The organism is Nocardiopsis xinjiangensis YIM 90004 (assembly GCF_000341145.1).
Taxonomy (GTDB): Bacteria; Actinomycetota; Actinomycetes; order Streptosporangiales; family Streptosporangiaceae; genus Nocardiopsis; species Nocardiopsis xinjiangensis.
In genome coordinates, this window is record NZ_ANBE01000003.1 from 164010 (window position 1) to 182344 (window position 18335).

Here is an 18335-nt window from a genome sequence, read left to right on the forward strand (position 1 = left end):
CGCGATCGCTTGGGAAATCCTATACACGGCCATACGTGCTCCCCACATGTCGGAGAAAAGCTCCAGGACCAGGTGAGATCCGGATAAGCCGCACCGCAGCCCCTGGAAGGTTACCCACGGGTCACCCAGCCGCCAAAGTGACAAAGATCTCTACCCTGACCTGCGAAGATACCCGCTTTTGACCCCAAACGGGAATTCGGCGCGGCTGTCGCGCGCAGGGCCTTCCGCGATGAGCGACGACCATCACCCTCCCCGCGGCACACCGATGTCGCGGCGCCACCGGACCGTGATCGCACCGCAATACGAGCGGCCCCCTCACCCGGTTCGGCCGGTGGGACCCGGCCGGCCGGGTCCCCTGCCCGGCACGGCCCCGCCTCAAGGGCACGTCCTCAACCGGCCGGCCCCAGCGGCCCGGTCGGAGCGGGCGCGAAGAAGCGCTCCACGTCGGTCACGCCGGCCAGTGTCGGCGGGTCCCAGCGGGGATCACGATCCTTGTCCACGACCTGGGCGCGGATCCCTTCGGCGAGGTCGGGTTCGGCCAGGAAGGCGCAGGAGACCCGGTACTCCTGTTCCAGAACGGACGGCAGGTCGGGAAGGCCACGGGCACGGCGCAGGGCCTCCAGGGTGACCTTCACCGACGTCGGGGACTTGCTCAGGACGGTCTCGGCCGCCTTCTCGGCCTCGGATGTCCCACGGTCGCGCAGTCGCGCCACGATCTCCTCGGCCGTGCGCGCGGAGTAACAGGCGTCGATCCAGTCCCGCTCGGCCGACAGCGGGGCCTCGGGCGCGGGTTCGGCGAAACGTTCCACGACGGCGGTGACTTTGTCGGCGGAGGGGTCCGAGAACAGCGCCTCGGTCAGGCCCGGGAGGCGCTCGGAGGGCACGTAGTGGTCGGCCAGACCGAGGCGGATCGCATCGCCGGCGCCGACCGAACCCGCGGTCAGGGCCAGATGGGTACCGAGTTCACCGGGCGCACGCGAGAGGAGGAAGGTGCCGCCCACGTCGGGGGTGAACCCGATGGTGGTCTCGGGCATGCCGATCTTGGAGCGTTCGGTGACCACCCGCACGGACCCGTGCGCGGACACACCCACGCCGCCGCCCATGACGACCCCGTCCATGAGGGCGACATAGGGCTTGGGGTAGCGGGCGATGCGGGCGTTGAGCAGGTATTCGTCGCGCCAGAAGGCCGCCGCACCACTGCCGTCGCCCAGGGCGCTGTCCCGTATCAGACGGACGTCGCCGCCCGCGCAGAGGCCGCGCTCGCCGGCCCCGTCGATCACGACCGTGTCGATACGGTCGTCCTCCTCCCAGGCGGTCAGGGTCTCGTCGAGGCACTGGACCATGGGGTGGCCGAGGGCGTTGATCGCGCGGGGCCGGTTCAGGGTCAGGTGGCCCACGCGCCCGCGGACCTCGACCAGCACCTCTTGCTCGCTGCTCACGTGGTACCCCCGGCATCTGCGGCGGTGTCGTTCACGGAGTGGCTCATGGCGTTCGGTCCCCTTCCTCGGCACTGGTAAGGCCGGAACGATCCTCTCAACCGGGGGAGGCCGAGGTGGGGAGCGGGGCCGGGCCGGCCCCGGACCGCGGCCCCGGACGTGCTGTTCGACGAGGGCCCGGGGCGGGATCCGGGGTTTGCCGTGGTGGGGTTTGCCGTGGTGCCCGGGCGCGCTGGTTCCGGTCCGGAGGTCGACGGTACCGGTGCGCACGTACGGCGCGTGAGACGCCCGTACGCCCCCGGTACCCGGGCCCGTGCGGGGCCGACGCCCCGCGTCCGGGCCGGGTACCGGGACACGGTGCGACCCGGCATCAGCCGTTGAGGCCCTCGAGGATGCGGTGGGCCTCGTCGAGTCGTTCGGGATAGGCCTCCGGGGTCCGCGACAGACGCATCGCCGAGAGCTCGCACGCCATCGTCAGATATGCGGCCAGGACGGCGACGGACTCCTCGGCACCGGCCTCGGTGAGGGCGGAGGCCAGGTTCACGGAACGCTGCTGCCTGGTGAGCAGGTACCGCGACCGCAGCTCGTTGGACTCGCACAGCAGGCGGGCGAGGATCGCCGAGTGCGCGGGCGTGAGCGAGGGCTGCGCACTTGCGGTCTCCTGGGCGTCCCTGAGCACCTCGACACAGGCGCTCAGGTTTCCACCGAGAGGTCTGGGTGCTTTCTCGCGCACGTGGGCACACATGCGGTCGACTTCGGCACCGTCGTCCGCGAACAGCACCTGCTGTTTGTCGCCGAAGTAGCGGAAGAACGTGGTTCGTCCCACCTCGGCACGTTCGGCGATTGCGGTGACGGTGACGTTGTCGAAACCGTGTTCGGAGAAGAGTTGGAAGGCGGACGACACGATCGTGGCCCTGGCCTTGCGTCGCTTGCGAGCGTGAAGCGTGTCAGGGGGGTGGTGCATGAGCGACCCTATCGAGTGAGGACTCGGCTCTTCCTTCGGTGGGGGACGCATATGGACGGTAGTCCCGAATCGGGGAAGACGGCCGAGCTAGCGGGAAATCGACGTGGCCTGTCGGGTTCTGGTCGGCGCGACGGATGGGCACAGGCCGGGGTCCACACGCGCGCACCGTTGGCCCGGGATCCTATTGCACGGACCTTCTGCTCTGACAACCGCCTTCCCTTGCCGCCTTCTCCTGTCCGGCGAATAGGTTCCCTCTCAGAGGCATTATGCACGGACCTGGCCACACTTTTTTCACTCCCGGGAAATCGCACTCCGAGAAAGCAGTTCCGCGCGGGCCCGCTCCCGCGCGGAGACACACCCCTGCACACCTGTCTCTCGGACGGAACCGCTCTCCACTGCGGTGTTCACGTCCGGTGCACGCGCCGCAACGGAAGGGGGCGCATATGGATCAGGCTCCGCCACACCCATTCGAGGGGCCCGGTCCGGAAGGCCCTCTCCCACAGGTGCGCGAAGAGCAGCGCGGCGGCGAGGAAGGCGATGGCGATCCCGTACTGGCCGAGCATCGGGATCCGGGTCTCGAACGCACCCATCGTGAGGAGGAAGACCGCAGTGCTGGCCAGGTACACCGTCAGCGTGACGCGGCCGAGCGGGGCCAGGCCCGTCAGCACACGGGCAGCGCCCCGGTCACGGCGCAGCAGCCACCACGCCAGGCCGAGGAAGAACAGCGCACCGCCCAGGCCGGACAAGGTTCCGGAGAAGGAGACCAGCATCTGCGAACCGGCGGGGAGGACCGGTGTCCCGTCGGCGTCGAACTGCATCGGATGCAGCAGGCCGTCGAGGAGGAGGACGGCCGAGCCCAGGACCTGCGCGGCCAGACCGATCCACACGAAGGCCCCCGGAAGGCGTGTGGGCACGTCCTCAGAGCGCGGATCGAGCTCCGGACGGCGCGCCAACCACACACCCGCGCAGAAGAACCCGAGCGTCTGCGGGAGCGGACCGACCTGAACACTCCAGGCACCCAGGTCCACGAGGTACTCGACACCGGGCGCAAGGGCGAACAGGGCCGCGGCGCCCACGAGCGGGCGCTTGCGGGACCCGGTCAGCAGCAACGGCATCAGTGGGGTCAGTACCAGTGCGGTGAGGGCGTAGTGGGTGAGGATGTCCCCGCTGAAGACCGCGAAGTGGGGAAGGCCGAACAGCACCCCCAGGACGGTGTAGCGACGCACCATGACCGCCACCGGTCGCGTGCCCCGGTTGCGGGCCGAGTGCCAGGCCAGGACCGCTCCGGCGCCCAGCAGGACCATGAGCAGGGCACGGGCCTTGCCGGCCATCAGCAGGCTGGTCCCGCCGTCGACGAGCGAGGTCAGGGTGCCCATGGGCTCTTCCCCGGCGCTTTCGGCGGCCAGGACGACGGAGGTGGCGTTCATCATGATCACGCCGATCATCGCCAGCCCCCGGGCCGCGTCCAGCAAGGGGATCCGGCGGTCGGCGCCGGGCCTTCCTGTGTGCTGGGCGGACCGGGTCCGCGGTGCGCGTCCGGCGTCCGGGGCGGTCTCTGCGCCGACTGCCTGTCCGGCGTGCTCGGCGGTGTCGCGTTCGTGTCCGGCGCCGCTCGCGGGCGGCGCGGGTTCGGGGGTACGTTCCACGGTCACGGGGTCCTTCCGTCCTCGATTCGCTACCTCCGAGCCTGTCCCGCGCGCCCGCCCCGCCACATCGACCCGATGGCCGACCGGGCCGGTACCGGTGTTCGTTCTTTCGACCGATACCCCTCCCCCGGACACAGCCCTAACGTGGCTGCATGCCCCGCTTCTCGACCCTGACCGGGTACTTCACCGACCCGTCCGCCCGTCCCCGTGCCCTGGCCGTGTGCGCCGCCGCGGGGCTGGCGGTGGCCCTGGCGGCGTTGTGGGCCGCGGACCTGGGGCGTGCCCTGGCGATCCCGGGGTACCAGGACTGGGCGGGGCCACCGAGCTCTCCGATGGATTTCGCCCCTTCGGTCTCCGGCGCGGTCTGTGCGCTGCTGCTGATCCTGGTCGTGCGTCCGCGGGCCGGGGCGGGGGCGACCTTCGCGGCAGCGGTGGCGGCCCCCCTGGTGGTCACGGCGTGCTCGGTACTGCTGTGGCCGCTTCCGGGCGGCCTGTTCGGTTATCCCATCGCCGGTTCGGAGTTCATCGCGATCCTGTCGCTGCTGTCCCTGACGGCCCTGCGCTGCAACGTCCCCCGCATCGTGGCGGTGTCGTTCCTGGTGTTCCTGGCCGCCTACTCCGATTTCCTGCGCGAACCCTTCACACTCGATCCCTCCAACTCCCTGCTCGCGGTGGCGCTCGGCCTGGCCCCGGGGCTGTACCTGCGGTGGCGCGGGAGCGAACGGCGCGCGCACGAGGAACGGGCCCGCCAGGCCGAACGCCTGGCCATCGCCCGGGACCTGCACGACGTGGTGGCGCACGAGGTCACCGGGATCGTGGTGCAGGCACAGGCGTTGCGGCACGTGGCCGAACGCGACCCGTCGGCGGTGCGCGAGGCCCTGCCCCGGATCGAGGAGGCGGGCACACGTGCCCTGGAGTCCATGCGGGGGCTGGTCTCCGGGCTGCGCGAACAGGACTCGGCCCCGCTGGCCCCTCTCGCCGCGGAAGGGCTGCGCGAGCTCGCCGCCCCGGCCGCGCCCGGGCGTCCCGGTGTGGCGGTGGAACTGTCCGGTCCGGTCGAGGAACTCCCGGCGGACGTGGGCACGGCGATACTGCGTGTGGCCCAGGAGTCTGTGACCAACGCACTGCGGCACGCCCGCGGCGCAGGGCGGGTCCAGGTCCGGGTGACGGTCGGAGAGGGCGCGGTGGAGCTGGAGGTGGCCGACGACGGCCACGGCACCCCGCGGCGCGGGGGCGGCGGCCACGGCCTGGTCGGGATGGCCGAGCGGGTCCGTCTGCTGGGCGGGGAGCTGTCCGCGGGACCCTCCGAGACACGGCAGGGTTGGACGGTGCGGGCGCAGGTGCCCGTGTCGGAGCGAGAGGAGGGCGAGGCACGGTGACGATCCGGGTGCTGCTGGCCGACGACCAGCCGATGGTGCGGACGGGGTTCCGCTACATGCTGGACGCCGAGGACGGGATCGAGGTCGTCGGCGAGGCCGGGGACGGGCTCGAGGCGGTGCGGCTGGCCGAGGAGCTGCGCCCGGACGTGGTGCTCATGGACATACGCATGCCGGGCATCGACGGGCTGGAGGCCACACGCAGGTTGGCCGGCCCGCAGGTCGAGCAGCCGCTGCGGGTGGTCGTGGTGACCACCTTCGACCTGGACGAGTACGTGCACGCTGCGCTGACCGGCGGCGCGGTCGGGTTCCTGCTCAAGGACGCGGGCCCGGCGCTGCTGATGGAGGCGGTGCGGGCGGCCGACCGGGGCGACGCGCTGGTCTCTCCGCGCATCACCGTGCGCCTGCTCCGGCACTTCGCGACCGCGTACACACCCGAGCCGTTGCAGCCGGAGGGCGGGCTGACCGGACGTGAACGCGACATCGTGCGGTCGGTGGCGCGGGGGGCGACCAACACCGAGGTCGCGGAAGAGCTGTACGTGACCGTGAGCACGGTCAAGACGCACCTGGCACGGGTCCAGGAGAAACTCGGCGCCCGCAACCGGGTGGAGATCGCCGCGTGGGCGCACCGGAACGGTCTGGCCGGGTGAGCTCCGGCCTCGGGCGCGTCTCAGCGGCTCCGAGGGCTCCACGGAGCCGTGTTCACCACGGGCCGTGGCTGTAGTCCTTGAGGAAACAGCCGTAGAGGTCCTCGCCTGCCTCGCCGCGCACCACGGGATCGTAGACCCGGGCGGCACCGTCGGTGAGGTCGAGCGGGGCGTGGAAGCCGGCCTCGGCCAGGCGTTCCTTGTCGGGGTGGGGTCGCTCGTCGGTGATCCAGCCGGTGTCGACGCTGTTCATGAGGGTGCCGTCACGCTCGAACATCTCCTGGGCGCTGGTGCGGGTGAGCATGTTCAGCGCGGCCTTGGCCATGTTGGTGTGCGGGTGGCCCGAGCCCTTGTAGCCGCGGCCGAAGACACCCTCCATGGCGGAGACGTTGACGACGTGGGTGCGGCCCGCCGGTGAGGCGGCCAGGGCCGGGCGCAGGCGGTCGACCAGCATGAACGGTGCGCTGACGTTGCACAGCTGCACCTCGAGCATCTCCACGGGGTCGACCCCGCCCACGTTCTGGGTCCAACTGTTGACCGGGTCCAGGTCGGGGACGAGCCCTCCGGCGTCGATGGCGGTACCGGAACGTACCCGCTCCATGGAGGCCGATCCGGTGGTCAGGGCCAGGGAGGTGAGCATCTGCGGGGTGAAGGTGTGCCGGGCCGCGGTCAGGGCACTGCCGGACCCGCCTTCGGTGAGTTCCTGGACGCGGGGGCGCAGGCCGCCGAGCACCAGGGGCCGGGGCAGGCCGCGGCCGGTGACGGGTTCGGCCTCTGCCTCCAGGAGCGGTGCGTAGGAGGCCGGGGAGCGGCGCACGGTCTGGGCGGCGTTGTTGATGAGCACGTCCAGGTGCCCGTGGGCGGCGACGGTGTCGGAGAGCTCCACCACCTGGGAGGGGTCGCGCAGGTCGATACCGACGACCTCCAAGCGGTGCAGCCACTCGTGGCTGTCCTCCATCGCGGCGAAACGGCGCACGGCGTCGTTGGGGAAACGGGTGGTGATGGTGGTGTGGGCGCCGTCGCGCAGCAGCCGCAGGGCGATGTACATCCCGATCTTCGCGCGGCCGCCGGTGAGCAGGGCACGGCGTCCCGTCAGGTCGGTGCGTGCGTGGCGGCGCCGGCGGTTCTCGGCCGCGCAGCTCGGGCAGAGCTGGTGGTAGAACGCGTCGACCTCGCGGTACTTCTCCTTGCAGACGTAGCAGGGGCGGGCCTTGTGCACGACCCCGGCGAGGGGCCCGTCGCTGCCGCTGGTGAGGGCGCGCCCGCTGGTCTCGTCGTCGATACGGTCGGGGGCGGCGGTGGCCGTGGCCGCGAAGACGGCGGCATCGTGTTCCTTGACGCGGGCGCGGCGTTCCTGGCGCCGCCGTTCCTTGACCGCCTTGAACAGGCCGGCGGTGGCCCGTTGCACCGCGATGGAGTCGGGGTGGTCACTGGGCAGTTCCCCGACCTCGGCGATCACGTTCAGCGCCTCACCCAGCCGGTCGGGGTCGAGCCCTTCGGCCGTGCTCCGTTCCGTCGTGTCCGTCACTTCCACCACTGCTCTTCTTCGTTCCGCGCGGGCCCGGGAGGGCCGTTCGGAAGCTTATGCGGACCCGTGCACCGCCCTGGCGCCGCCGTCCGGTTACGGACCTCCGGCGGCGCGGTTCCGGGCCTGGTGACGGAAGCGATCGATCGAACGGGCCCCACGATCGGCCCGTCCGGGAGACCATGGAGCGGTACCAGGACCGCGGCCGGGGCCTTCCCCGGGCAGGAGGATCAAGTGGACGGATCGACGCGTGAACTCGTGGTGCTGCTCGACGAGGACCACCGTCACGTCGGGGTCGCCGACAAGGCCACGGTGCACACCGAGGAGACCCCGCTGCACCTGGCGTTCTCCTCCTACGTGCTGGACGCGCGTGGACGGGTGTTGATGACCCGGCGGGCGTTGGACAAGCTCACGTGGCCGGGGGTGTGGACCAACAGCTGTTGCGGCCACCCGGGCCCGGACGAATCCCCGGAGGCGGCGGTGCGGCGGCGTGCGCGCGAGGAGCTCGGCATGGAGCTGACCGACGTGTGGACGGCGTTGCCCGACTTCCGCTACCGGGCGGAGTCGGCCGAGGGGATCGTGGAGAACGAGGTCTGCCCGGTCTTCTGGGCACGAACCGAGGACGAGCCCTCCCCCGCTCCGGAGGAGGTCGCCGAGTACACGTGGGTGGAGTGGGAGGATCTGGTGGCGGCGGCCGAGCGCGCGCCGTGGGCGCTCAGCCCGTGGTCGGTACTGCAGATCCCCGCGATGCCGCGTCCGGACGGGGCTTAGGGGCTGTTCGGCAGACAAGGCATCTACCAGACAGACCCCGGCACGGCCGAGGGGCGGGGCCCNTCCGTGAGGGTCAACGCCCGGTGAGTTCCCTCGAGACCTCGGGGACCTCCCAGGAGGTGTCGTACTCGGAGTGGTTGGCGTAGACGGCCGCCAGGCACTTGACGGCCATACGCCAGGCGAACAGTTCGGACCAGGGGTCGCCGCCCCGGTCGGACGCCGACGGATCCACGGTGCGCATACTCGTCTCGTGCGCTTCCGCGTAGCCGCGCACGATCCTGCGTTTCGCCGCGACCTCGGCAAGCGCCCGTTCCCTGCCGCGGGATCCCTCGGGGACCGCTTTCGAGGCGCGTTCGTCCTCGTCCAACCGCGCGTTCAGGAACTCGGCGATGGTCAACGGACAGCTCCTCACCTGTACCTCGTTGCCCTACACAAGGGTCAGTATCCGTCATACGGCAGTTTCAGGCCACTCCGGCCGGAACCGGCCGCGGGGGTTGAGGACCCCTCAGCCACACGGGTTCCGCAGCCCCAGGTCAGTTGCACCCCTCGAACTGCGGGACGGTGCGGACGAGCTCCAGATCGGTACTGCCGAACCACTCCTCCAACAGTTCTCCGGCGGTCCCGTCCTGGTACATCCTGTTGATCGCCTTGTTCACGGCCTCACAGGCCTCCACGTCCCCGTACGGCAGCCCCACCCCGTACTTCTCGTCGGTGAAGGGGTAGTTCACGAACCGGTAGGCGGAAGGATCCTCGGCGAGGAACCCGGCCAGGATGAGGTTGTCGGTGGAGACGGCATCGGCGCGGCCGTCGCCGAGCCAGTCGATGCAGTGGCTGTAACTGGGGGCGTCGGACACGGTCGCGTCGATGCCCAGGCCGTCGGTGATGCGCGAGGCGGAGTTGGAGCCCTCCCCTTGGCACACGTCGAGCCCCTCCAGGTCTCGCACGGTCTCGGTGTCGGTGTCGTCGGCGCTCACGAGGATGTCCTGTTTTGCGACGTAGTAGGGGCCCCCGAAGGTCACCTCGGTCTTGCGCTCGGGGGTGATGGAGTAGGTCGCCACGACCATGTCCACCTCTCCCCCGATGATCTTGTCCTCGCGTTCGACGGAGGTCACCCCGGCCACTTCGACGTCTTCGCGGTCGAAACCCATCTCCCCGGCCAGGTAGTGGGCGACGTCCACGTCGAAGCCGGCGAACTCGCCGTCCTCGGCCAGGCCCAGTCCGGGCTGGTCGAACTTGACCCCGATGGTGATCGTGTCGCCTTCCAGGACCGAGGCTTCCTCCCCGGGGGCGGCACAGGCGGCCAGGGTCAGGACCCCCGCGGCGGCAGCCGCGAGGAGGGACGTGGTGGGGCGGTGCCGTTTTCCCACCCGCCCGGCGGATGCTCCGCGGAAGGTTTCCGGATCAGCGAACCGGGATGATTCGAAAAACACGACCTGGTCCTCGTCTCTGGGGGTCATCGGTACTCGGCCAGGCGCGGGCGCACCCCGGCGGCGAGGAGCACCAGCACGAGCAGGGTTGCGGTGGGCAGCAGCCACGTCCACACCGACAGGGCGCGCTCGCCGCTCTCGATGCCGGCCTCGAACTGCCGGCCGTGCAGGTCGATGAGGCGGTCGAGGGCTTCGGTGTAGTCGGTGAAGGCGCCGTCCTCGTGGTGGGCGATGTCCATACGGGCGCCGATGGCGCCGGACCGGTCGCCGCCCTCTGAGAGCTCACGCATGCGCCGGTCTTCCTCCTGGAGGGTGTCGTAGGCGGAGAGGACCTCGCCGAGGGCCCCGCGTTCCGCCGGCAGGAGGGAGTCGCGGGCGTCCTCCCCCAGGTAGCCGAGGGTGCCGGGGTCGGTGTCCTCCCCGTCCTCACCGGGTTGTTCCCCCTCACCCGGCAGATCGGGGTAGGTGTCGGCGACCTCCGCGACCTGCCCGTAGTACTCCTCCAGGTTCCCGGCAGGGCGGAACAGCACCGCCTGGGCGCGTTCGAGGTAGACCTGCTGGTGGTTGTCGGCCAGCTCGGGGTCGAGCAGGTAGCGGCTCTGGTCGGCCTGCATGTCGGTGGCCACGGCCCCGGCCCGGGACAGGGCCATGGCGGCGTCCAGCCCTTCCTCCTTGGCGCGGCTCTGGTCCCCGCCGGCCGCGTCGAGGGTCAGGACCACCCCCACGGTCAGTGCGGCGGTGACCGCTGTCGCCGTGAGCAGCGGGGCGTTGAGACGGCGGCGGAAGCGTCGGCGCAGGTAGAGCTGGAATCCCACCAGGACACCGATGGTGAGCACCCCGGTACCGCCCACTCGGAGCAGCCCCAGCGCGACCTCGTCCTGGCCCTCCTCGTGGTTGGCGCGCACGATCGCCGAGGAGCCGAGACCGAGGTTGAAGGCCTTGGGCATGAGGTCGGTGTGCATGAGGCGGCTGCCCTCGCGGTAGCGCCTCAGGGCGGTCTCGTCCACCTCACCGGAGGGCGCCTCGGCCTCGTCGTTGAGCAGCAGCGCCTCGCCGACCGTGCGTTCGTACTCGCCGAGCCCGTCCAGGACGGCCTGGACGTTGCGTTCCTCGATGCTGTCGCCCTCTGTGAGAGAGGCGGCCTGCAGCAGGGCCTCGTTGGCCCGTGTGCGGCTGGCCTCGTACTGTTCCTCGGCGACCTCACGCCCCGACCCGAGTCCGTGGCCGGTGCCCATGAGGAGCACGTCGGCCATGTGCGCATCCATGTCGGCCAGGGCCAGGTACAGCTCCGTGGTGGCCATGGCCTGGGGACCGGCGTCCTCCCCGAGCACCTCCACGCCGTCACGGGCCTGCCCGAGCGTGGAGCCCGCCGACACGAACAGGCCGGCCACCACGACGACCGAGGCCACGGCCAGCAGCCACAGCCGTGCAGGGGTCGTGCGCAAGCGCGCGCGAACGCCCGACGGGTTCCGGTCATCCCCGCTGGACGACGATGACGGTCCATGCGCCGACGTAGATGCGGTCGTTGTCATTGAGTGGAACCTCCACGTGGGGGGTGATGGGGTTCGCGGTCCCGTTGACCGTGGTGCCGTTGGTCGACCCGGGGTCCATGAGCGTCCACGTGTCCCCCTCCCGTGCCAGAAGGACCGCGTGGACGTGGGAGATCGCGGGGTCGCCGCCGGGTCCGCCCAGGTCGATCTCGGGGACGAGACGGCGGGAGGCGCTGCGTCGTCCGATGTGGACCCGGTCCCCGCTCAGGGTGAGGCGGCGGGGCCGGTGGTCGGCGGGGAAGACGATGCGGTCGGGGTCGAGCATGCCCTGGTCGACCATGTACTGGTAATACGCGGGGTCGGCGGCCACGACGGCGCGCCAGATCGTGCCGACGGGGTGTGCGCCGGGGTGCCGGAGCTGGTGGGCACCGGACTGTGAGGCGAAGTCGTAACCGCATTCCTCGCAGAACCGGCCGGCGCGGGAGGTCCCGCACTCGGGGCAGGGGCCGCCGCGGGGTTCGCCCACGGCCGGTCCGGGGGCGGGTCCGGGAGGGGCCGAGGGGGGCGCGTGGGTGCGGGGGTCGGGGGCGGCCGAGGGGAGGGGGGTCTGCAGGCGGAGGCCGCACACGTCGCAGAAGCCCTCGGCCGTGGAGTGGTGCCCGGACGGGCAACTCGGCATGCAGTCCTCCTACCCGGATCCGGAAGGTCCGCCCGGCCCCGGATCGGACGAGTACGGCATCGGCGCCCCCCGAGGACCGGGGACGGGGACGACGACCACGCTCACGTTGTCCTTGCCGCCCGCCCGGAGGGCGAGACCGACGTACTCGCGGGCGGCCCCCAAGGGGTCGGTTCCGGCTCCCGGTACGGCGGCGGCCATCTCCTCCGGTTCCTCGTAGTAGTTCCACAACCCGTCGCTGCACAGCACCACGGCGCCCGGACCGGTCGGCGTGACGGTGCAGACGTGGGCGTCGATCTCGCCGGAGTCGGCGCCCATCCAGGCGATGAGGGCGTGGGCGTGGGTCGAGCGCATGGCCTCGGCGCGGGTGAGGGCGCCGGCTTGGACCATCGCCTCGGCCCAGGAGTCGTCCCGGGTCAGCAGCGCGGGGGCGCTGGCGCCCCCGTCGTCGGAGACCCAGTAGGCACGGCTGTCACCGACCCAACCGACGGTCACCGACCCGGTCACCGACCCGGTCCCGGGGTCGACGACCGCCGACACGAACGTGCAGGCGGGTGCGGAACCGGGTGGCTCGGCGATGGCGGCGACGGCCTCGGCGGCCCGGGTCATGGCCGTCCCGGTCGCCTCCCGGGGCCCGGCTCCGCCACCGACCTGTTCGGTCAGGACCCCCGCACCGGTCTCGGCGGTGACACGGGAGGCCTCGTCCGAGCGGGGTGAGCTGGAGACGCCGTCGCACACGACCGCGCAGACCGTCCCGGCCCCGTGCTCGGCGTCTTCCGCCACGACCCGCACCGCCATGGCGTCCTCGTTCCGGCGGTGCCGGTGTCCGACGTCGCTGACACCCGAGGCGCGGGCGGTGCGCACGACCACGTGGTCGCGGCCGGTGGGTTGGAGGTGAAGGCACGCGTCGCAGTAGCCGTCGGTGACCCGCCCCGGGCACCAGGCACAGGTCTGCGGGTCGGCGAACCCGACCGCGGTCTCCTCCGCAGAGCGTGGCCACAGGGGGACGGCGTTCGCGGGCGGGGAGGCCTCCCCGCCCGTCTTCGCGGTGTCGCGGCGTACCGGTTGGGTGGCCAGCGCGTCTATCTGGTCCCACTCGGAGTCCACCGCCAGGCTGTCGGTCAGGGAGGCTCCCCCGCTGTGGACGTGTTCGCCGTGGTCGGAGAGCCGGTTCCAGCGGGCACCGCTCGGGGTGGTCCAGTCTCCGTCCTCGGGGCGCCCGCGGGTGCTCGGCACGGCCACGGACCCCTCCCCGCCTCCGTGGGCCGCACCGAGTGGGGCGACGCCGTGTCCGGCCTCCTCCGGCTCCGGAGGGGCCTGGCGTACCTCCTCCGGCAGAGTGCGGCCGCAGCTCTCGCAGAAAGCGTCCCCGGCAGTCACTCTGTCGGCGCATCCGGGGCAGGTCCGCACCTTGGTCATCGGCGTTCCTTCATTACTCACAGCAGCGTCTTGGGACGTAGGGAGTTGGCCTTGTCGACGAGCGCGTACCGGTCGGTGGCCGAGCGCGCCCAGTGCGCCAAGGACCGGTACCGCCGTTCCAGATTGGTGCGCACACCCTCCTCGGTGAGGGGCGCGCCGAGCAGGCGGGTCGACACGTCGGGGCGGCCCCCGCGCCGGAGCCAGTCCAGGGCGCTCTCCAGGACCCGGACGGCGAGTCGGTCGCCGCTCTCGCTGTCGAGACCGATGCGGCCGAGCCGATCGCCGGCCTGCAGGAAGTCGTCGGCGGTCCGGAGGTCCTCGCCGGTGAGGAGCAGGGCGATGAGCACGGTCTGGGCGTGCACGTGGAGGCTGGACAGTTCCGGGACGGTGTCCAGGACCTCGATGGCGCGGGCCCGCCGCCCCTGGGCGCGGCGGATCCGGGCCAGGCCGAAGGCAGCGCTGACGTAGGAGTGGTCGGTGGCCCAGACCGCCCGGTACAGCCCGGCGGCGGTCTCGTGTCCGCCTGTGTGCTCGGCTGCCATGGCCAGGCCGAGCTTGGGAGCGATTTCGCCGGGCAGATGGGAGTAGAGCTCGTCGAAGTGGGCGCGGGCGGCCTCGAACTCTCCGTCGCCCAGTTCCATGACGGCCATGTACCACATGGTCCGCCAGTCGCCCGGCATCGTCTGGCCGAAGGCGTGCAGGGCGTCCATGGCCTCGAGTTTGCGCCCCTCGGTGATGAGCGCGCGCACCAGCATGAGCCGGGTCTCGGGGGTGGGCGACGGTGCCGCCCGCAGTGTGGGCACGAGTTCGGCGGTCGAGAGGGAGGAGAACCCGCGCAGGAGCTGGGCGGCCGGGTCGGCGGGATCGATGAGCGGTGCCGGGAGCACACCCGCCGCCCGGGTGGGCGGCGGTGGCGACAACAGGCGGTCGGCGTCGTGCGCGCCCAGGTCGGCCGCGCTGAAACTCTCCGTGCCGAACAGGGACGAGGGCGCGGGGTGCGGGGACTCGTCCATGTCGGCGAGGACCTCGCGCAGCACCCCGGTCAACTGGTCGGCCATGTCGGCGGCGTCGTGGAAACGCCGTTCGGGTTCGTGGTGGGTCGCCCGCCGCAGCAGCCGGTCGTAGGACTCGTAGCGGCTCAGGACCGGCACCGTCTCGCGTGGTGGGAGGGTGTAGGGGTGACGGCGCCGGAAACTGAACCGGAAGCTGAGCACCGCCAGGGCCCGGCCGACCGCGTACAGATCGGAGCTGACCGAGGGGCCGGAACTGACGATCTCCTCCTCGGGCACCCGGTATCCGGGGGTGCTGTAGACCGCGCTCTCGGTGTCGTCCATGCGTCGCACCCCGCCCAGGTCGATGAGCTTGATCTGCTCCTCGCTCTGGATGACGTTGTCGGGTTTGAAGTCGCAGTAGAGCAGGCCTTTGGAGTGCAGGTACCCGAGAGCGCGCAGGCACTCCAGCCCGTAGGCGATGACCTGGTCCAGGGGCAGCGCCTCGTCCTGATCGGCGGATCCGCGCCGGTCCAGGAGCAGTTCCCGCAAGGACTTTCCGCCCACGTAATCCATGACTATGTGGCCGCCGGGGATACCGGTCTGCGGATCGGGGTGCTGGACGAAATTGATGATCTTGACGATGTTGGGGTGCTCGACCTGCGACAGGTACTCGCGTTCGGCCGAGGCGGCCTTGTGGGCCTCGGCGTCACCGGAGTTGAGGAGGCCCTTGAGCACGACCCACCGGTCGTTGACGTTGCGGTCGCGGGCGAGATAGATCCAGCCGAGGCCGCCGTGGGCCAGGCAGCCGAGCACCTCGTACTGGCCGCCGACCAAATCGCCCCCGACGAGTTTGGGCACGAAGGAGAACCGGGTGCCGCAGCGGCGGCAGAACCCCTGGGTGCGCCCGGGGAGCTCGCCCCGGCGGCGGCCGACCTTCTCGTTGCAGTTGCCGCAGTAACGGTTCTTCTCCGCGACGACCGGGTCGGTCATGACCGCTTCGGAGGGGTCGCGGTAGGGCACCACCGGGACCTGTACCAGCCCCATGCCGAGCATGCCGCGTGAACTGGGGCGACTGCTGCTGCGGCCGGAGGCGCCCCCGCTCAGCAGGGCGGCCGTGCTCCCGGCGCTGCTGTCGGGACCGCTCCGAGCCGGACCACTGTGGCCGGAGAGGCGCATGTGGCCGGAGCCGGAGCGGGAACCGGAATCGTCACCACTGCTGGGGTCGCTGTCCGGTGGCCCGGGCCGCTCCTCGGGTGCCGGGCCGTGGGTGGAGGGCCCCGGGAACGGCTCCGGCGGGGCCGGCGGAGCCGCGCGCCTCTGCGGTGGAACCGGCGGGTCGGCCCGGCCCCGCGGTGGAACCGGGGGACCGCCCTCCACGGGGGCGCCCGGCGCGGGCGTGCCGGGCCGGGAGCTCGCGGGGGGCGGGTTCGGGGGTCGGGGGGCTCGCACGTCTTGGGGGGCCAGGCCGCACACGCCGCAGAGTCCGTTCCTCATGCGGCCGTTGCAACCGGGAGCCGTGCAGTTGGTCATGTGTTGTGCACCACCATCACTCTCACCCCTCTGACGCGCCCGCGCCCGGTGTGGTTCTGTTCGATCCGCGGCCGGATCCGGTCCTCTGCCGGAGGGCGTCCCGGTAGGCGGAGAGTGCCGCGGTGGCTTCGCGCAGGTCGGCGGGGCCCTCCCACAGGGCCCGGTGCGCGCGACGGTGTTCGGCGAGGAGCCGTTCGTCCTCCGCCGGTCCGAGCCGCGCCGCTCGTGTGCGGTAGTCGTCCAGGCGCCCGCGCAACTCGGAACGGCGTTCCAGGAGCCCTTCGAGGTTCTCCGAACGTTCGGCGAGGTCGTCGACGGTCTCGTGCACGGCCCGCTGGAGCCGGCCGTGGAGCGTACCGAGCTCGCGCCAGCGTCCCTGGGCGCGCAGCTCGGCCATCTCGGCCACGTCCTCGCGCAGGGACGGCACCCTGTCGACGACCTCGATCGGTGCGGGCACCGCGACGGCTTCGGCGACGTGGCGCCTGAGCGCGGCCGTGCGGCCGACCTTCTCCTCGGCGTCGTCGATGGCCCAGAGGAGACGTTCGACGCTCTCGTCGTAGGAGTCGCACATACGCAGGGCGTCACGGAGTTCCCCAGCGGTGTGTTCGAGCCGTGTGCGGGCCCGTTCGAGGCCGGAGGTGTCGACGGTGCCGTCGGCGGTGACCAGGGCGAGGGGGTCACGGCGCACGGTATCGCCGAGGGAGGCCAGTTCGGTGCGCAGGTGGTCGTGCTCCTCCTCGTCGCCCCCGACCATCCCGGTCAGGGAACCGATCTCCTGCCACAGCGCCTCGAGTCCGCCGAGTTTGGGGTGGAGCACGGCCCAGGCGGCCTCGACCTCGGCGACCGTCCCGGCGGCCTCCTCCGAGTAGGCGGACATGCGGGCGGTCGCCTCGGCCAGGGAGAGGTGTTCGGTTCCTCCGTCGAGCGCGAAGGCGACCGAGGGACCGGTCAGCACGTGGGAGAGAGCCTCGCGGACGGAGATCTCGTCGCCACCGGATCCGTGGAGGAGGCTTGCCTGCTCGATGACTTCCTCGAAAGTGGCGTACAGCGTCCACAGCCTGTGGATGCCGCGTTCGGCTCGCTCCCACCGTTCCCGGGTACGGCCCACGGGTCCGGCGCCCTGGAGCATGCCTCGGGCGACGTTGCGCTCCAGATCGGCCAACCGGAGCGAGACACGTGCGCTCTCGCCCCGAGCACGGTTGAGTGCCTCCTCGATCCCCTCCCAGCTCATGGACGGGGTCCCGGCCCCCGGCGCGCTCGTCACCGTCCCAACCACTCCCCGCGTCCGGAGCCCACGCCTCGCGGAGCCGCCGGTGTCTCGATGCCGGAGCGCGCCGTCCGCCGCCCCACACACGAGTGTGGCTCCCTGTCGGCCCCATCACAAGGGAATCCGGGACTCGGGGCCCGTGCAGCACACGATCGTTCCCGAGGGTCAGGTCTGCTCAACCACGGATCCTGAGGGGCTCGGCCACATGAAGGGTTCTACCCCAGAGCACTCTTGACGGCGCCGGGGCTCCCCTCTCCCACAGGGGTCAGGTCTGCTCAGCATCACAATCCTCGCGCGGTGCGTCGCACCTGGACCGAAGGCCCCCTGCGCGTTCCGCGCGGTGGTCTCACCCACCACGTCCACGCGGTCTCTGGACGCCCGGAACCCATCAGCCATCGGCCACAGAAGCGCGTGAGCCCGCACGCCAGTATGAGCTCGACCGGGGGAAGGCCCCTCTCCACAGGGCAGGAAACAGGTGGAAGGGAAGGTCGGCCGCAGAGGGTTTTGACCTCAACCACGGGGCTCAGTGCCCCGCGTGGACTCGCTCGAGCACGAAGGCGGCACGTTCGGCGACCGGCGCCAGAGGAAGTTCCACGATCTTGTACCCGTACGCGGGATACGCCTCCACCATCGCGGCATGGGTACGCACGGCCTCGTCCCAGGACTGGTGGCGTTCGGGGTCGGCACCGAAGATCTCCGGCCACGGCGGGGCCACGAAGACCGTCCGGTGGTACCGGAACCGGCGTGCGGCCTCGGCCACGTGCTCGGGCACCTCCTCGCCCTGGAGCAGGTACCAGCCGACGAGGTCCGGGACCCCGCGGTCGCAGAAGACCGGGCCCGGCCGGTCCGCGGCCTCGCGGTGGGAGCGCAGTTCCCACTGGAGCATGAGCTCACCGAAGAGCCGGGCGTCCTTCCAGACCAGGCCGGTTCCGCCGATCTCCCGCTGGTCGCGGATGATCGCCCGCCCGGCCTCGGGGGTACGGGGGAAACCGAGCCCGGAGAGGTGATCCAGGAGGGTGGTCTTGCCCGACCCCGGACCGCCGGTGACAACGACGAGATGGTCCATGTACGTTCGTTCCTTCCTTCTCGTGGTTGAGTGGGCCACGCGGGCCTGGGGCAGGGGCGCCGGCCCCGGGCACCACGGATGGTGGTTCTCGTCCAGTGCTGTG

The 18335-nt window shown here is 71.5% G+C and carries 15 protein-coding genes; 3 read left to right on the forward strand and 12 right to left on the reverse strand.

Features of this window, described 5'->3' with window-relative positions; translation table 11 throughout:
* Positions 1-389: 389 nt before the first annotated feature.
* The 3 genes from D473_RS0101215 to D473_RS0101225 all read right to left on the reverse strand — a co-directional run bounded on the left by D473_RS0101215 (position 390) and on the right by D473_RS0101225 (position 4052).
* Positions 390-1439 carry an enoyl-CoA hydratase/isomerase family protein gene (locus D473_RS0101215; RefSeq protein WP_026126490.1) on the reverse strand — a complete coding sequence of 350 codons (1050 nt, stop codon included), beginning with the start codon at positions 1437-1439 and terminating at the stop codon, positions 390-392.
* A 367-nt stretch (positions 1440-1806) separates the two neighbouring features.
* Entirely contained in the window at positions 1807-2400 is a 594-nt protein-coding gene (locus D473_RS0101220; RefSeq protein WP_017607273.1) for a TetR/AcrR family transcriptional regulator, read from the reverse strand.
* Between the two features lie 404 nt (positions 2401-2804).
* A complete protein-coding gene (locus tag D473_RS0101225; protein ID WP_017607274.1) occupies positions 2805-4052 on the reverse strand; it encodes a DUF418 domain-containing protein in 1248 nt (415 codons plus the stop codon).
* 146 nt (positions 4053-4198) lie between these two features.
* Between D473_RS0101225 and D473_RS0101230 the strand changes: the two genes are divergently transcribed.
* Together D473_RS0101230 and D473_RS0101235 are read left to right on the forward strand one after the other, a co-directional pair.
* A complete protein-coding gene (locus tag D473_RS0101230) occupies positions 4199-5425 on the forward strand; it encodes a sensor histidine kinase (RefSeq protein ID WP_017607275.1) in 1227 nt (408 codons plus the stop codon).
* Entirely contained in the window at positions 5422-6072 is a 651-nt protein-coding gene (locus tag D473_RS0101235) for a response regulator (protein WP_017607276.1), read from the forward strand. Before D473_RS0101230 ends, D473_RS0101235 begins: the two co-directional genes overlap by 4 nt.
* Before the next feature lie 52 nt (positions 6073-6124).
* Here the strand turns inward: D473_RS0101235 and D473_RS0101240 are convergent, their stop codons facing one another.
* Complete coding sequence (locus tag D473_RS0101240) at positions 6125-7606, reverse strand: SDR family NAD(P)-dependent oxidoreductase (protein WP_017607277.1); 1482 nt, start codon at positions 7604-7606, stop codon at positions 6125-6127.
* A 222-nt stretch (positions 7607-7828) separates the two neighbouring features.
* Here D473_RS0101240 and idi point away from each other — a divergent pair, with 222 nt between their 5' ends.
* Positions 7829-8365 (forward strand): isopentenyl-diphosphate Delta-isomerase, encoded by a 537-nt coding sequence (gene idi, locus D473_RS0101245; protein ID WP_017607278.1) that lies wholly within the window; start codon positions 7829-7831, stop codon positions 8363-8365.
* A 73-nt stretch (positions 8366-8438) separates the two neighbouring features.
* Here idi and D473_RS0101250 read toward each other — a convergent pair whose 3' ends face one another.
* The 8 genes from D473_RS0101250 to D473_RS0101285 form a co-directional block, all read right to left on the reverse strand.
* Positions 8439-8762: a DUF6221 family protein gene (locus tag D473_RS0101250; RefSeq protein WP_017607279.1), complete on the reverse strand. Its 324-nt coding sequence runs from the start codon at positions 8760-8762 to the stop codon at positions 8439-8441.
* A gap of 136 nt (positions 8763-8898) precedes the next feature.
* Positions 8899-9822 carry a glutamate ABC transporter substrate-binding protein gene (locus D473_RS0101255; RefSeq protein ID WP_017607280.1) on the reverse strand — a complete coding sequence of 308 codons (924 nt, stop codon included), beginning with the start codon at positions 9820-9822 and terminating at the stop codon, positions 8899-8901.
* A complete protein-coding gene (locus D473_RS0101260) occupies positions 9819-11237 on the reverse strand; it encodes a hypothetical protein (protein WP_017607281.1) in 1419 nt (472 codons plus the stop codon). Before D473_RS0101260 ends, D473_RS0101255 begins: the two co-directional genes overlap by 4 nt.
* Positions 11238-11265: 28 nt before the next feature.
* The gene (locus D473_RS0101265; RefSeq protein ID WP_017607282.1) at positions 11266-11961 is read right to left on the reverse strand and encodes an FHA domain-containing protein; all 696 of its coding nucleotides are present in this window, start codon (positions 11959-11961) and stop codon (positions 11266-11268) included.
* A gap of 9 nt (positions 11962-11970) precedes the next feature.
* Positions 11971-13377 (reverse strand): PP2C family protein-serine/threonine phosphatase, encoded by a 1407-nt coding sequence (locus tag D473_RS0101270; RefSeq protein ID WP_017607283.1) that lies wholly within the window; start codon positions 13375-13377, stop codon positions 11971-11973.
* 17 nt (positions 13378-13394) lie between these two features.
* Positions 13395-15899 carry a serine/threonine-protein kinase gene (locus D473_RS0101275; protein ID WP_026126530.1) on the reverse strand — a complete coding sequence of 835 codons (2505 nt, stop codon included), beginning with the start codon at positions 15897-15899 and terminating at the stop codon, positions 13395-13397.
* A gap of 22 nt (positions 15900-15921) precedes the next feature.
* Positions 15922-17163, reverse strand: coding sequence for a hypothetical protein (locus D473_RS23970; RefSeq protein WP_241474674.1), 1242 nt, complete (start codon positions 17161-17163; stop codon positions 15922-15924).
* Positions 17164-17689: 526 nt separating this feature from the next.
* Positions 17690-18232: an AAA family ATPase gene (locus D473_RS0101285; protein ID WP_017607286.1), complete on the reverse strand. Its 543-nt coding sequence runs from the start codon at positions 18230-18232 to the stop codon at positions 17690-17692.
* Between the last annotated feature and the right edge of the window lie 103 nt (positions 18233-18335).

Excerpts from the sequence above, each read along its gene's own strand:
- D473_RS0101220 (WP_017607273.1), bottom strand. The coding sequence starts at position 2,400 with ATGCACCACCCCCCTGACACGCTTCACGCTCGCAAGCGACGCAAGGCC.
- D473_RS0101230 (WP_017607275.1), top strand. The coding sequence starts at position 4,199 with ATGCCCCGCTTCTCGACCCTGACCGGGTACTTCACCGACCCGTCCGCC.
- D473_RS0101255 (WP_017607280.1), bottom strand. The coding sequence starts at position 9,822 with ATGACCCCCAGAGACGAGGACCAGGTCGTGTTTTTCGAATCATCCCGG.
- D473_RS0101265 (WP_017607282.1), bottom strand. The coding sequence starts at position 11,961 with ATGCCGAGTTGCCCGTCCGGGCACCACTCCACGGCCGAGGGCTTCTGC.
- D473_RS0101270 (WP_017607283.1), bottom strand. The coding sequence starts at position 13,377 with ATGACCAAGGTGCGGACCTGCCCCGGATGCGCCGACAGAGTGACTGCC.
- D473_RS0101275 (WP_026126530.1), bottom strand. The coding sequence starts at position 15,899 with ATGACCAACTGCACGGCTCCCGGTTGCAACGGCCGCATGAGGAACGGA.
- D473_RS0101285 (WP_017607286.1), bottom strand. The coding sequence starts at position 18,232 with ATGGACCATCTCGTCGTTGTCACCGGCGGTCCGGGGTCGGGCAAGACC.